The following is a 13,491-nucleotide window of genomic DNA, read 5'->3' as shown; positions in this document are numbered from 1 at the left end:
CTACCTAGCTCGCCTGGTGCCCGGTGTCCGCGGCCGCCTGGGCCTTGGGCAGCGGAACGTTGCCGCACGTGACCGTCGCCGACGCGGCGGCGGGGCCCTTCTCGCGCAGCGTCCTCAGGTACGTGACGGTCGGCGCGATGCCGTCCTCCCACCGCACGCGCGGCGCATACCCGATGAGCTCGCCCGCGCGCGAGATGTCGGCGAGCGAGTGGCGGATGTCGCCCGCGCGCGGCGGGAGGTGCTCGACCGCCACGTCCCGCCCGAGCACCCGCGAGATCTCCTTGCAGAGCTCGTTCAGCCCGATCCTGCGCCCGCCGGCGATGTTGATGATCTCGCCCTTGAACTTCTTCGGCGACGTCGCGGCGAGCAGGTTCGCGGAGACGGTGTTCTCGATGAAGCAGAAGTCGCGCGTCTGCTCGCCGTCGCCGTAGATCGGGATCGGCCGGTTCTGGAGGGCGGCGTCGACGAACCGCGGGATCGCGGCGGCGTAGGCGCCGTCCGGCGTCTGGTTCGGCCCGAAGACGTTGAAGTAACGCAGGCTCAGCGTCTCGATGCCGTAGATGCCCGCGAAGACCTTCATGTAATGCTCGCAGGCGAGCTTCGTGACCGCGTACGGCGACAGCGGCATCGGCTCCATCGCCTCGTGCTTCGGGAGCACCGGCGTCTCGCCGTACGCGCTCGACGACGCGGCGAAGATCACGCGGCGCACGCCCTGCCGCCGCGCCACGTCGAGCACCGTGACCGTGCCGCCCACGTTGACGGCGTTCGACTCGACCGGCGTCTCGACGCTGCGCGGGACCGAGCCGAGCGCGGCCTGGTGGAGAACGACCTCGACGCCCTTCGCCGCGTCCGCGACCGCCGCGGCGTCCCGGATGTCCCCGGTGATCCGCTCGATCAGCGACTGGTGCGGGAGCCCGTCGAGGTTCTCCCATCGGCCCGTCGCCAGGTTATCGAGGACGCGGACCCGCTCCCCTGCGGCGGTCAGCGCCACGACGAGGTTGCTTCCGATGAAACCGGCACCGCCGGTGACCAAGTAGCGAGGCGTGGACATGTGCGTGCTCCCCTAGCGGGCGCCTACTTCTTCTTGAAAAGGTTGTCGAGCTTGCTGCGCGAGTCGGCGATGCGCTTCGAGTTATCCTCCGGTACGCCGTTCTTGAACGTGAAGAAAGTACAATAGTTCGCCCTTTCCCGGTCCGGGATGTACTCGGCGATGTGCTCCTTGCACTGGTTGTGCGCGGCCGGGTCCCAGTTCTCGCAGTTCCTGCAGCAGTGGAGGTCGACGCCGCAGTGCGGGCAGGTGTCCGCGCGCTGGAGCTTCACCTCGAAGATGAGCTCGTTCTTGCATTTATGACAGAAGTGCCGCTTCGCCTCGACCTTCGGAATCCAGCTCATGATGTCCTCCGGTACCACGACGAGGCCCGATCCGGCAGGCAGAACGTTCCATGGTGGGTCCAGTCGGGGGCAGTGCGTCCTTGTCCCACCGAAGCTCCCCAGGAACGATCTGCCTCGACGCGAGCCGTTCGGGCGGCTGCTCGAGGGGTGAGGGCCGCGATCGCTCGCTAGCTCGCGTCGCAGGAGCTCGTCCGCCCGGCGCGGAGGGGTCTACACGAGCCCCTTGCGCCGCTGGATCTCGCCCATGACCCGCTGGTACTCGATCTCCCAGGTGCGGGAGCCTTCCTGTACATGGCGGAGCTTGCCGCGCACCTCGGTGTCGAGCGCCTCGTCCATCTCGAGGTACTTCCGGAGGACAGGCCGTATCCGGCGCCGCAGGTCGTGGTCCTCGACGAAGACCTCCTCGACGTTGTTCGAGTGCATGAGCATCTCGAGCAGCTGGTCGAGGAGATAATCCATCGTTTCCTCGCCTGTCTTGATCCCCTTCTGCTCCGCGGCCAGGCGCTTGACCCGGTTGAACTCGCCCTGGGGGAGCCCGCGCGCCTGGAGGATCTCTTTGGCCCGCTCGGTCGCTTCACGGTCGGCGTTCAGGTAGCTCGTGAACACCGACTCGATGTCGAGCGCGACCTCTTTCTTCGACGTGCACTCGATATCGCGGTTGTCCACGAGCGCGCGGACGATTTCTTCTGTGAGAGGAGTAATTTTGCCGCTAAAGAGGCGCATCCAACGTCCGTAGCTGGAGGAGCGGTCGAACTGGCTCCCCCGTGCAGGGGTTCATTCACGGGGCGTGCCCGGCTCAAACCGAAAGGTACGGGCCGCGTCTCGGGGATGTCAACGCAAGTAGGAGGGTTCCGGTGAAAGTCGGAGCCGCCCGGCCGGTGGGGCCTCCCGGAAACAGCAGGACCGCGACACCGCAAACCGCAGGAGCAGCCGCGATGATGATGGGTAAGGATGCGATGGCACGGAGCGTCAGGGTTCAGCCTGGCGCGCTCGGAAACGACGGTGGACTCGACCTGGATTCGCGCAAACGTCGGGTTGTCCGGCGTGGCGCGATCGGCAACGCGGCATCCCCGGCCACGCAGGCGGCGCTGGCCGACGGGGGGACCATCCAGCGCGTCGCGAAGGGGCGTCACCTGGTGACGCAGGGCGACGCCGCGACCGCCCTCGCGATGCTCAGCCTCGGCCGCGTCCGGCTGGTGCGAGGGATGAGCGACGGGCGCAGCCTGTCGCTCGGGTACAGAGGGGCCGGCGACGTGCTCGGCGAGGCGGCGCTCGGCGGCGTCACCGCGCACCGGGAGAGCGCGATCGCCACGGAGGACGTCGAGGCGCTCATCGTCCCGCTGGCGACGGTGCGGAACCTGATGGCGAGCGACGCCAACTTCGCCGCCGCGATCGTGACCACGCTGGTCGAGCGCCATACCGACACCGAGGAGCGCCTTGCCTCGATGCTCTTCCGCAACGTGGAGGCCCGCCTCTGTGAGTTCCTGCTCAAGGCAGCGACGCGCTGGGGCATCCCCGATCCGCGCGGGGTCCTCATCTCCGCGCCGTTCACCCATCAGGAGATGGCGAGCATGATCGGCTCCACGCGCGAGACCGTCACGCTCACCCTCGGCGACCTCCGCCGCAAGGGGGTGATCGAGATCGACCGCCGTCGGATCGTCGTCCTCGATCGCGACGCGCTGAAGGCCCGCATCTGAGCTCGCTCGCCCGGCGGCGTCGTTGAGGGGACACGCCCCGTCGACGCGCCGCCCGCCGCCGCCCAGGCGGCTCGCTCCGCGGCTCCGCTCCGACCGCTCGACTGCTCCCGGCGTCGCAGCGGCTCCGCCTCCCTGCTCCAAGCGCTGCTTCGACCACGGACCCACCCCACAGCTCCTGCGGGAGCTCTGGGGGATTCCGTCGCGCACGGCCCCTGGCGCCTAGCGATCGCGCTTCGGTCCGCCGCTCACCGGGTCGCGCGTGGAGCGCACGCCGAGCTTGAGCCGACGCATCACGGCGTGCTTCTGCCGCTCCTTGTAGCGGGCGTGGCTCGCATCGCCGACCTCGTTCGCCGCCTCGGTCTCGCGGTCGATGAGCTGGAACTCGCAGAGCACGAAGATGATCGGCCCGAGCGCCCAGGCCGCGGGCGGCGCCATGTCGAGGATCTCGGCGGGGAGGCGCACCGGCAGATCCACGACGAAGTGGATCACGCGGTAGCTCCGATCGCTGAAGCTGTTGTCGCCGGCCGTCAGCCCGTCGTCGACGTCGGTCTGCAGCGCCTCGAGCATCGGCAGGAGGAAGGGGCGCGTCTCGCAGTAGCTCCGGAACCGCAGGATCGTGTTGGTGCTCTCGCCGGGCACGACGTAGTTGAACGGGAACAGGCGCTCCGAGAGGTACAGGAGCACGGGGAGCAGATCGTCCACGGTGCGGCAGACGATGCGGAAACGGAGCTTGTCGTAGATGGCCGCCGCGGTCGTGTCGGTCTTCGAGAGCAGCTTCGTGTAGAGCGAGTCCTTGTTCTTCCGCCCGCCGATGAACTCGGTGATCGGGAAGCCCGCCGCGAGCATGCCGCCGATCACCCGGTAGACCTTCTCCTCGACGAGGTGGAAGACGTCCTGGTCCGACATCGGGATCGAGAAGAGGAGCTCGCGCCCGGCCAGGTGATGGATGATGTGCATCGCCTTGAGGATCGTGCAGGCGCAGAGCTGACGGTGGCCCTTGCCCGAGGCGAGCATCAGGATCTCCTCGACCGACGCGCGCGCGACCGGGCTCGGGATCGGGAACTCGAAGTGGCGGCGCAGGTACGCGACCGCCTCGTTCTTGACGCTCTCGAGGTGGGCGCGATCCCCCGGCTCGTCCGGCCGGAACTCCTGCGCGAGGAGGAGCTCGCGCGCGGCCTGCTCGCTCTCGAGGTTGAGCCTCCGCCAGTCGATGACGGACTCGCCGCGCAGGATGAGGTGCACGGACTCGAGGTCCATGAGCGTGAACTCTTCGAGCCGCTTGAGTCGGCCGACGGAAGCGTCGTGCGTCATGACCTCACGCTCCCCGAGCGGTAGCGCCAGGGTCGCCGGCAGCCCGAGAGACCGTCGCGTCGACGCGCAGCAGGCGACCGCTGGGAGAGAAAGTCAGGAGACAGGGGCGTTCGGCGGGGCAGGGCGAGAGCTCGGGGTGCGACCGAGCGACAGAGTGCCGAGGAAGATGCCGATCGTCAACGCGACGACGGTAGCGTGGCCGAGGTAGGCGCCACTGCAACCAATGGCAGCAAACGGGGCGAGCGCAGCCAGATACCACGGGGTGATCCTCATCGGTTCTCCTTCTCCGCCTCCAGCGGCACTGGTCGAGCCGCATGGTCGCTCCCTCCGGGGGGGGCACCACGATGCATCACGGTCGTCCCGGACAGAGCGTGTAAGTCGTTGTAGGATAAGGTGCCACGCCCTGCTTTTGCGGGCCAAGAAGTAGCGGCTTCGGGGGGAACGCATCAAGGGAATTCGTTCTCACTTTCCATTCCCACTCGAACTGCCGGCAGTGGCCACAAGAAAAGCTCAATGAAAACGATGGCTTGTTATCGAAGTCGGAGCTGTTTCTTCAGGGGTGGGGCGCGGCCCGCCGGACGCGAGGTGGTGCCTGAGGGACACGCCTCCAACTCACGGCCCTGCCTGGCTTGTCAGTTTCCGGGAGTCAACGGTCTCGTGCGCCGGCCGACCACGGTTGTGCAGTGGCATCCGTCCAGCTCGGGCGGAGAGCCGTTCAGCGTACGGGGAAGGTGATCCGGGACGCGTCGCCGAGCGTCACCGCCCGGCTCGTGACGTCGCGCCCGCGCGTCCTGCCCACGGCGATCTCCAGCTGATAGACGCCGTCCGGGAGCCGCACCTTCGTGAGGACGGCCCGCGGCGCCGTCCCCTGGGCGAAGCGCCACGAGCTGCCATGGACCGGCGCGACATCGATCGCGCCGTCCGCAGAAGACCGGTCCGTCCAGGTCACGTCGAGCTGCACGACGGTCGATGCGTCGTCGAGGCGCAGCTCGATCTCCCGCTCCTCGGGAAGCCCCTTGAAGAGGACGCTCCCCGCGAGCAGCGCGCCCGCGACGAGGATCGCGGGGGCGAGGCGCTTCATCCAGGCGGGCCGCGGGGCCGGCTCGACCGGGGCTTGGTCAGGGACCGGCGCTTCGTCCGGATCGGGGTCGAGTCGTGCCCGGGGAGGCGAGCTCATGGGCTTCAGCGGGCGGCGCGGTTCGTGCGGATCCGCTTCACCAGGCCGTCGATGACCTGCTGCGGCAGATCGAAGGCGGGCATCTTGTTCTTGCCCTTCCTGATCGTCTCCGCCACCTGCGCGTCGGTCACCCGCTCCTGCCACGCCGCGTCGGTCAGGTCGGGGGCGCGGACCATCGGCCCCTGCGGTCCGTCGCCGCGGCCGGCCCTCCCGTGACAGCTCGAGCAGTTCCGCTGCCAGGCGAGCTCGATGAGCCCCGGATCGGTCTCGTTCGAGGCGACGGGCCGAGCGGCGACCTTGCCGCCCTGGTTCTCGTTGGGGCTCGGCGGATCGTGATCGGCCGGCGTCCATTCGCGGACGTCGCCCGGCCCGGGATCGCAACCGAGGAGGCCGACGAAGAGGACGGCGGCGCCAAGGAGGCGACCGAGGGGCATGTCGTGGCGTCTCCGCATGTCGTGGAGGACTACGGATAGTGAAGATGGTGGGGGAGGCAAGAAAGAAGGACGAGGGGACGGAACCGGCCGCCGGCGCGCCAGGAAAAGGCGCTGCGCGCCGGCGGGGTCTATCCGCTGTCAGCGCGCCGAGCGCGCGGGCTTGGGCGGCGTGCGCGCGCCGAGCGCACGCGCGCCGTCCGATGCGCGCCCGGCGGAGCGCGTCACTTGCAGGGATCGCCGGCGACCTTGCCGCCGCCGTCCACCGGCTGCTTGTCGACCGCCTTGCCCTCGACGGCCGCGATGAAGAACCCGGTGCGGCGGTTCTGGGCCTTGCCGTCGGGCGTGTTGTTGTCGGCGACCGGCTTGGACTCGCCGAAGCCGACGGCGATGAAGCGCTTGCAGTCGTGGCCCTTCGCGACGAGCCAGCGGGCGACCGACATCGCGCGCTTCTCCGACAGGGTCTGGTTCAGCGCGTCGTCGCCGTCCGAGTCGGTGTGGCCCTCGATGCGGAGCAGGCTGACGTCCTTCCGCTGCTTCAGGAAGTCGTCGACGATGTTGAGGACCTCGTCGCTCTCAGGCAGGAGCTTGTCGCTGTTCGTCTCGAAGACGACCGGCCCGGGCAGCTCGACCTGGTTGCCCTTCAGCTTGAAGGTCATCTTGAAGCGCGGGCGGGGCTTCTTCTCCTCCTTCGGCGGCTCGGGCTTCGGCTCCTCCTTGGGCGGGGGCGGAGGCGGGGCCGGCTCCTTGCTGCCGGCGTTGAACGAGGCGCTGGCCGTGCAACCCGCCGTCACGGCGGCAGTGCCAACCATCATCACGGCGCACAGAACGGAAGCGACGTATCTACGCATGGACGTTGTTCTCCTCTGAGGGCACGAGCCAGGGCTCGCGTCGGCAACCCGCCGGGCTGACGCGCTTGGACGGCAGCTCGCCATGAATCTTCACCGCCGTCGGGCATTTGCGTGGTGGACGCATCGAAGCGACGCCGCCTTCTAGCGAAAAGTCAGGACGAACGAAACCGGGAAGAGGTCGCCGCCGTGGACCCGCGCAAGCGGACGGACCGACAAAAGACGCGGCCGAGGCCGCTCTCGCTGCGCGCGTACCCTGGACGGGCGGGGTCGTTCCTAGAGACGCTCGCAGGGCGCGCGATGGCTCATCGGCGAGCACGATCTTCGTGAATCGCGTGAACGAACGTGAACGTCGCAAACGGCGCGAGCGGCGCGAGCGGCGCGAAGGACGCAAGCGGACCGAGCAGCGTGAGCCGCTCGCGCGCAACAGGCGGGTTGGTAGGATGAGGGAGGGCACCCGGGGGGCGCCCCAGAGGGATGGGCCCTCGGAGCCCTGGGCGAGGGCTCCGGATCATCGAGCCGCAGAGAGGGCTCGAGAGCGCGCCGTGCTCAGCCGGCGCTTCCGCCCGCGCCGCCCGCGCCGCCGCCGCCTGCGGCCTCACCGCCCGCGCCGCCTGCGCCGCCGCCGCCTGCGGCCTCACCGCCCGCGCCGTCGCCGCCCGCGCCGCCGCCGCCCCCGCCATCGCCGCCTTCCCCACACGGCACGCCCGTCGTCGTGGCAGGGGGCGCGATCTCGCCGAGCTGGACCTGCTTTGCCGTGAACCCGATGCCGATGGAGATGGCATCGCACTCCTGGCTCGGATCCTGGCTGCCATCCTTCATGATGTCCGACGCGCGGCGGACCTGGTCGAGGATCGTCTCGATCCCCGAGCCCTCGCAGACGCCCGGCTGGACTGCGCCGATCACGCTGCGCAGCTCCTCGGCGAGGACGGCCGTCTCGAGCACGCCCGCGATCGTGCCTTTGACCACCGACTTGTGATCGGGCGCGAGATCCATCGCGATCCGCACGTTGCGGATCGTGAGGCCGATCGTGGTGCCCGAGAAGGTCAGGTTCAGCTTGAAGCTGACCTGGGACTCCGGGCCCGACACCCACGTGTTGTCGACGACGTAGCTGGCCGGGAACACGACCTTGGCGCTCTCGATGTCCTGCGCGTCCTCGAGCAGCTCCGGGACGACGGGCCATTTGTCGCTCCCGTTCCACACGGGCGCCGCGCCGAGCGTGGCGCCGCCGTAGAGCTTCGCGGTGAGCGGGTTGTACGACGGCTGGTCGCCGAGGCCGTCGAGCTTGAAGATCACCGTGAAATCCCCGTTGGCGATCGCGTCGGTGACCCGGGTCGACGGGTCCGTCAGGAAGTTGGCGATGAGGCTGACGAGCTTGTTTCCGAAGGAGTTGTCGATGCCGTTGACACCGTCCGGATACACCTCGGAGGGGGGGGTGCCGTCGACCGGCTTGCACAGGTCCTGCGATACGGTGCTGGACACCTTGCCGTCGAGGTTGAAGCCGTACTGCTTCCAGCTCCCGGCCATCTTCTTCCCGTCGCGATCGGTGTCACCGAGGAAGAGCCGGTCGATGCCGAACGCGACGCCCTCGCCGTCGCCGGGCTGCGCCGGTCCAGGCGGAGGAGGCTGACCGGGGGCGACGACGGGGTCTTCCGCAGGATCCGCAGGATCGGAGCCGCACCCGGCAACAGACAGGAGCGCCGTCGCGAGATAAACCGCGACGGCGATACGGGAATGACGCATCATCGACCTCACTTTCTGGAAACCCCACCCCGGATCAGGCAAGTGCTCTCAAGTGCGCGCACATGCTAGCGCCGGCCTGCGCGCCTCATCAAGGACGATCCCCGCTGCGCAATGCGCTATATGTGAGGGCGAAAGCAAGCGCTGGTCGGTCGTCCAGATGCCTGTCAATTCCGTCTTCCGTGCTCCCTGATTCCCGGTCTTTCCCGATTCACCCCGCCATGAGAAGCCACCTGGAAGCCTGCTGTGACCGCTGAGTTCATCCACCTCCACGTGCATTCGCAGTACTCGCTCCTCGACGGCGCGCTGCGCATCAAGGACCTGGCCGCGCGCGCCAAGTCGCTGGGAATGCGGGCGGTCGCCCTGACCGACCATGGGAACATGTTCGGGGCGATTCAGCATTACAAGGCCTGCAAGGACCAGGGCATCGGCGCGATCATCGGCTGCGAGGTGAACGTCGCGCGGAGCTGGGGCGCGTCCGCGGGGCAGGTGTCGCGCTCGGGCGTGGACGAGACGCCGGTCGATCACCTCGTGCTGCTCGCGACGTCCGAGGAGGGCTACAAGAACCTCGTCCGCATCGTCTCGCAGGGGCACGTCGATCCCGCGAGCGGGCTCGCGCCGAGCGTGCGGCTCGACATGGTCGCGCAGCACAGCGCGGGGCTCATCGGCCTGACCGGGTGCATGGGCGGCGTGGTCGCCCAGCGGATCCTCGAGCAGGGCGAGGAGGAGGGGCGCGAGGCGCTCAGCCGGCTCAGGGACTGCTTCGCGCCGGGCAACCTGTATGTCGAGCTGCAGGACCACGGGCTGGTCGAGCAGTCGGTGCTCAACGGGATCCTGGCGCGCGCGGCGGGGGACCTGGGCTTGCCGCTGGTCGCGACGAACGACGCGCACTTCGGCGCGCGCGAGGACGGCGAGGGGCAGCTCTACCTGTCCTGCATCGCGGCCAACCGGACGTTCGCAGAGGCGAGCGAGGCGCACCACGGCAGCTTCGAGATGTTCCTCAAGCCCGCGGACGAGATGACGCACCTCTTCCGCGACTTTCCGGAGGCGGTCCGGTCGACGCTCGAGATCGCCGAGCGATGCTCGGCGCTCAAGCTGAAGCTCGGCAAGCCGATGCTGCCGACGTTCCCGCTGCCGAGCGGGTTCGCCGACACCGGGTCGTACTTCCGGCACGTGGCGCACGAGGGGCTCACGAAGCGGCTCGCCCAGATCGCGCGGACCGGCCGGAAGGTGGATGAGGCGGTCTACCGGGCGCGGCTCGACGTCGAGCTGAACGTCATCGTGCAGATGGACTTCCCGGGCTACTTCCTCATCGTCTGGGACTTCATCAAATACGCCAAGGACCACGGCATCCCGGTCGGGCCGGGCCGCGGATCGGGCGCGGGCTCGCTCGTGGCCTACGCGATGGAGATCACCGATCTCGATCCGCTCCCTTACAACCTGCTGTTCGAGCGCTTCCTGAACCCGGAGCGCGTCAGCATGCCCGACTTCGACGTCGACTTCTGCATGGACCGGCGCGACGAGGTCATCTCGTACGTCACGAAGAAGTACAGCAAGGAGGCGGACAAGCCGTCCGTCGGGCAGATCGCGACGTTCCACGAGCTCAAGGCGCGGAGCGTGATCAAGGACGTCGCCCGGGCGATGGCGTTCCCCGCGAACGAGGCGCAGAAGATCGCGAGCCTCATCCCGCAGAAGAGCCCGGGGATCATGTACACGATCCCCGAGGCGCTCGAGATCGAGCCGAAGCTCAAGGCGCTCAAGGAGAGCGACCCCACGGTCGCGGAGCTCCTGAAGCAGGCGCAGAAGCTCGAGGGCCTGACGCGGCACGCCGGCATGCACGCCGCCGGCGTCGTGATCAGCGAGGGGCCGCTCTGGGATCACGTCCCGTGCTTCAAGAACGGCGAGCAGCTCGTCACGCAGTACTACAAGGACGACGCCGAGCTGGCCGGCCTCGTCAAGTTCGACTTCCTCGGGCTGAAGACGCTCACCGTCATCGACATCGCGGTGCGGCTCGTGAACGCGCGGCCGGACCGCGCCGGGAAGGAGGGCGCGCGGTTCGACGTGAACACCGTGCCGCTCGACGACGGCGCCACGTACGCGCTCCTCCAGTCGGGCGAGACCACCGGCGTGTTCCAGCTCGAGTCGAGCGGCATGCAGCAGCTCTTCAAGGACCTCAAGCCGGACGCCTTCGAGGACATCGTCGCCGCCGTGGCGCTCTACCGGCCCGGGCCGCTCGGCACCGGCATGGTGAAGGACTTCGTCGACTGCAAGCACGGCCGCAAGCCGATCGAGAAGATGCACCCGCTCGTCGACGAGCTCCTCAAGCCGACGTACGGCGTTATCGTCTACCAGGAGCAGGTCATGCAGATCGCGCAGAAGCTCGCGGGCTACACGCTCGGCGGCGCCGACCTGCTCCGGCGCGCCATGGGCAAGAAGAAGCCCGAGGAGATGGCGAAGCAGAAGGCGACGTTCGTCGACGGCTCGCTGAAGAACGGCGTGAAGGCGGAGGACGCCGAGCGCATCTTCGGGCTCCTCGAGTACTTCGCGGGGTACGGCTTCAACAAGAGCCACTCGGCCGCGTACGCGCTGCTCACGTACCAGACGGCCTACCTGAAGGCGCACTACCCGGTCGAGTTCCTGTGCGCGCTCATGACGGCCGACCGCGACAAGATCGAGAAGGTCGTGCGGATCATCGCGGAGGGGCGCGCGTGGGGCGTCGAGATCCTGCCGCCCGAGATCAACGAGTCCAAGACGGACTTCACCGTCGTCTACAGCGCGAAGCCGGGGACGAACGGCAAACGCGTGACCGGCACGCGGCGCGGCGGCTCGCGGATGAGGGACCCGTACGATCCGAAGATCCGCTTCGGGATGGGGGCGATCCGCGGCGTCGGCGAGTCGGCGCTCGAGGCGATCCTCGAGGCGCGGGAGGCGGGCGGCGCGTTCGCGGATCTGTTCGACTTCGCCGAGCGCGTCGATCCGCGGCGGGTCAACAAGGGGGTGTTCGAGGCGCTCGTGCAGTGCGGCGCGTTCGACGCGAGCCTGCAGGCGCGGGGCATCTCACGGGCGCGCGCGTTCGCCGGGATCGACCGGGCGCTCGAGCGCTCGCGCAGCGCGAGCAAGGAGCGGAACAGCGCGCAGATCGGCCTGTTCGCGGCGGTCGCGTCCAAGAACGAGGTGCGGCTCGACGACTACCCGATGGCGGAGGACTGGGACCTGCGCGAGACGCTCTCGCGCGAGAAGCAGTCGCTCGGGTTCTACGTCTCGGGGCACCCGCTCGATCGGTACGGCGTGGACATGAACCGCTTCGACGTGACCGCGGTGAGCGCGCTGGCCAGCATGGACCCGTGGTCCAGGGTGCGCGTCGGCGGGATGGTCGAGGGCTACCGCGAGCGCATCTTCAAGGGAGGCGGCGGCAAGATCGCGTTCTTCGTGCTCGAGGACACGGCGGGCCGGGTCGAGGTCAAGGTGCGCGAGAAGCAGATCGAGGCCTTCGGCGAGCTCCTGAACCGGGGCGAGCCGGTCCTGATCTCGGGGAAGGTCAGCTTCCCGATGGTGGAGGAGGGGGCCGAGGAGGCCGAGTCCGCGCCGCGCGAGCCGACCCTCCTGCTCGACGAGGTGCAGCCGCTGTCCGACGCGATCCTCGCGCAGACCCGGAGCGTGGCGATCACGCTGAAGTCGCGCATCGCCAGGCGCGAGCACATCGATCGGCTCGGGGCGCTCCTGCGGGCGAGCCCGGGCGTGTGCCCGGTGCAGCTCGTGATCCAGCTCGACGACGGGGCGGAGGCGGTGCTGTCGCTGGGGCGCGATCTCCGCGTCGAGCCGAACGACGCCATGCTCGGGCGGCTCGAGAAGCTGTTCGGCGAGAAGGTGGCCGAGCTCAGGTAGCCGGCTCGCCCGCGCCCGCCTGCTCGGCGGCCCGCGCCAGGGCGCCGAGCCTGGCCTCCGCGTCGCCGCGATCGCCCTGGTGCTTGAGCAGGACGCCGAGCGTGTCGCGGGCGACCTCCGGGGTGATCGCGCGCTTCCCCAGCAGGAGCAGCGCGCGGGCCCAGTCGATCGTCTCGCTGATGGCCGGGGATTTCCGCAGGTCCATGGCCCGCAGGGCGCCGACGAACGCCACGATCTGCGCGGCGAGGCGGGCCTCGATTCCGGGGAGCGCGATCTTCAGGATCGCCACCTCGCGCGACGGCGGCGGGTAGTCCAGGAACGCGTGCAGGCAGCGGCGGCGCAGCGCCTCGGTCATCTCGCGGGTCGCGTTCGTCGTGAGCAGGACGAGCGGCGGGTGCGCGGCGCGGACGGTGCCGAGCTCGGGGATCGTGACCTGCATCTCGGAGAGCACCTCGAGCAGGAACGCCTCGAACTCCGGATCGGCGCGGTCGACCTCGTCGATGAGGAGGACGACGGGCGCGGCGCTGCGGAGCGCCGCGAGGAGCGGGCGCGCGATCAGGAAGTGCTCGCTGAAGAACGACGCCTCGCTCCCCGCGATGGCGCGCGCGGCCTCGGAGAGGCTCGCCGCGCCGGCGATCTCCTTCGCGACGGCGTCGCGCAGGAGCTGCGTGTAGAGCATCTGCTTCGCGTAGTCCCACTCGTACAGCGCCTTCCCCTCGTCGAGCCCCTCGTAGCACTGGAGCCGGATGAGCCCGCGGCCGAGCGCCTCGGCCGCGGCGCGGGCGAGGTCGGTCTTGCCGACGCCCGCCGGCCCCTCGAGCAGGAGCGGCCGGTGCATCCGCAGGGCGAGCCAGAGCGCGAGCGACGTCGCGGGATCGGAGATGTAGCGGGCCGCCGCGAGGCGCGCGTCGAGCTCGTCCGCTGATGCCGGGGTGTCGTCGCGGGCGCCGCGCGCGGCGGGCGCGCCGCCGTCGTGATCCGGAGGGGGCGTCACGGCAGGACGGTAGCAC

Annotated in this window: 12 protein-coding genes; 2 read left to right on the top strand and 10 right to left on the bottom strand. The window is 69.4% G+C overall.

The annotated features are described in order from the left end of the window. Positions 1-4: 4 nt before the first annotated feature. From WME96_RS19330 to WME96_RS19320, 3 genes are all read right to left on the bottom strand, one after another. Complete coding sequence (locus tag WME96_RS19330; protein WP_437291580.1) at positions 5-1,051, bottom strand: SDR family oxidoreductase; 1,047 nt, start codon at positions 1,049-1,051, stop codon at positions 5-7. Positions 1,052-1,074: 23 nt separating this feature from the next. Continuing rightward, entirely contained in the window at positions 1,075-1,392 is a 318-nt protein-coding gene (locus tag WME96_RS19325; protein ID WP_012236389.1) for a hypothetical protein, read from the bottom strand. 210 nt (positions 1,393-1,602) lie between these two features. After that, positions 1,603-2,115 (bottom strand): DUF507 family protein, encoded by a 513-nt coding sequence (locus WME96_RS19320; RefSeq protein WP_061619830.1) that lies wholly within the window; start codon positions 2,113-2,115, stop codon positions 1,603-1,605. Positions 2,116-2,156: 41 nt separating this feature from the next. Here WME96_RS19320 and WME96_RS19315 point away from each other — a divergent pair, with 41 nt between their 5' ends. Next, positions 2,157-3,089, top strand: coding sequence for a Crp/Fnr family transcriptional regulator (locus WME96_RS19315; RefSeq protein WP_433936978.1), 933 nt, complete (start codon positions 2,157-2,159; stop codon positions 3,087-3,089). A gap of 219 nt (positions 3,090-3,308) precedes the next feature. Here WME96_RS19315 and WME96_RS19310 read toward each other — a convergent pair whose 3' ends face one another. The 6 genes from WME96_RS19310 to WME96_RS19285 form a co-directional block, all read right to left on the bottom strand. Continuing rightward, a complete protein-coding gene (locus WME96_RS19310; RefSeq protein ID WP_437291579.1) occupies positions 3,309-4,400 on the bottom strand; it encodes a TIGR04552 family protein in 1,092 nt (363 codons plus the stop codon). A 93-nt stretch (positions 4,401-4,493) separates the two neighbouring features. Then, entirely contained in the window at positions 4,494-4,673 is a 180-nt protein-coding gene (locus tag WME96_RS19305) for a hypothetical protein (protein WP_061607000.1), read from the bottom strand. A gap of 442 nt (positions 4,674-5,115) precedes the next feature. Further along, positions 5,116-5,577 carry a hypothetical protein gene (locus WME96_RS19300; protein WP_437291578.1) on the bottom strand — a complete coding sequence of 154 codons (462 nt, stop codon included), beginning with the start codon at positions 5,575-5,577 and terminating at the stop codon, positions 5,116-5,118. A gap of 5 nt (positions 5,578-5,582) precedes the next feature. Further along, on the bottom strand, positions 5,583-6,029 hold the full coding sequence (locus WME96_RS19295) for a c-type cytochrome (protein ID WP_437291577.1): 447 nt from the start codon (positions 6,027-6,029) through the stop codon (positions 5,583-5,585). A 203-nt stretch (positions 6,030-6,232) separates the two neighbouring features. Beyond that, the gene (locus tag WME96_RS19290; protein ID WP_437291576.1) at positions 6,233-6,823 is read right to left on the bottom strand and encodes an OmpA family protein; all 591 of its coding nucleotides are present in this window, start codon (positions 6,821-6,823) and stop codon (positions 6,233-6,235) included. A 582-nt stretch (positions 6,824-7,405) separates the two neighbouring features. Further along, a complete protein-coding gene (locus WME96_RS19285) occupies positions 7,406-8,599 on the bottom strand; it encodes a hypothetical protein (RefSeq protein ID WP_437291575.1) in 1,194 nt (397 codons plus the stop codon). A gap of 243 nt (positions 8,600-8,842) precedes the next feature. Between WME96_RS19285 and dnaE the strand changes: the two genes are divergently transcribed. Beyond that, positions 8,843-12,481, top strand: coding sequence for a DNA polymerase III subunit alpha (gene dnaE, locus WME96_RS19280; RefSeq protein WP_437291574.1), 3,639 nt, complete (start codon positions 8,843-8,845; stop codon positions 12,479-12,481). On the opposite strand, the gene WME96_RS19275 is transcribed toward dnaE, so the two are convergent. After that, on the bottom strand, positions 12,474-13,475 hold the full coding sequence (locus tag WME96_RS19275) for an AAA family ATPase (protein WP_437291573.1): 1,002 nt from the start codon (positions 13,473-13,475) through the stop codon (positions 12,474-12,476). The genes dnaE and WME96_RS19275 overlap by 8 nt on opposite strands. Positions 13,476-13,491: the final 16 nt, after the last annotated feature.

It is taken from the genome of Sorangium sp. So ce406 (assembly GCF_051474675.1).
Taxonomy (GTDB): Bacteria; Myxococcota_A; Polyangia; order Polyangiales; family Polyangiaceae; genus Sorangium; species Sorangium cellulosum_G.
Note: the sequence above shows the minus strand (reverse complement) of the source record. Positions and strands in the feature narration are given on the sequence as shown.

What these genes read in the sequence shown, in the direction of transcription:
- WME96_RS19330 (WP_437291580.1), bottom strand. Translation starts at nt 1,051, where the DNA reads ATGTCCACGCCTCGCTACTTGGTCACCGGCGGTGCCGGTTTCATCGGA.
- WME96_RS19325 (WP_012236389.1), bottom strand. Translation starts at nt 1,392, where the DNA reads ATGAGCTGGATTCCGAAGGTCGAGGCGAAGCGGCACTTCTGTCATAAA.
- WME96_RS19320 (WP_061619830.1), bottom strand. Translation starts at nt 2,115, where the DNA reads ATGCGCCTCTTTAGCGGCAAAATTACTCCTCTCACAGAAGAAATCGTC.
- WME96_RS19310 (WP_437291579.1), bottom strand. Translation starts at nt 4,400, where the DNA reads ATGACGCACGACGCTTCCGTCGGCCGACTCAAGCGGCTCGAAGAGTTC.
- WME96_RS19305 (WP_061607000.1), bottom strand. Translation starts at nt 4,673, where the DNA reads ATGAGGATCACCCCGTGGTATCTGGCTGCGCTCGCCCCGTTTGCTGCC.
- WME96_RS19300 (WP_437291578.1), bottom strand. Translation starts at nt 5,577, where the DNA reads ATGAGCTCGCCTCCCCGGGCACGACTCGACCCCGATCCGGACGAAGCG.
- WME96_RS19295 (WP_437291577.1), bottom strand. Translation starts at nt 6,029, where the DNA reads ATGCGGAGACGCCACGACATGCCCCTCGGTCGCCTCCTTGGCGCCGCC.
- WME96_RS19290 (WP_437291576.1), bottom strand. Translation starts at nt 6,823, where the DNA reads ATGATGGTTGGCACTGCCGCCGTGACGGCGGGTTGCACGGCCAGCGCC.
- WME96_RS19285 (WP_437291575.1), bottom strand. Translation starts at nt 8,599, where the DNA reads ATGCGTCATTCCCGTATCGCCGTCGCGGTTTATCTCGCGACGGCGCTC.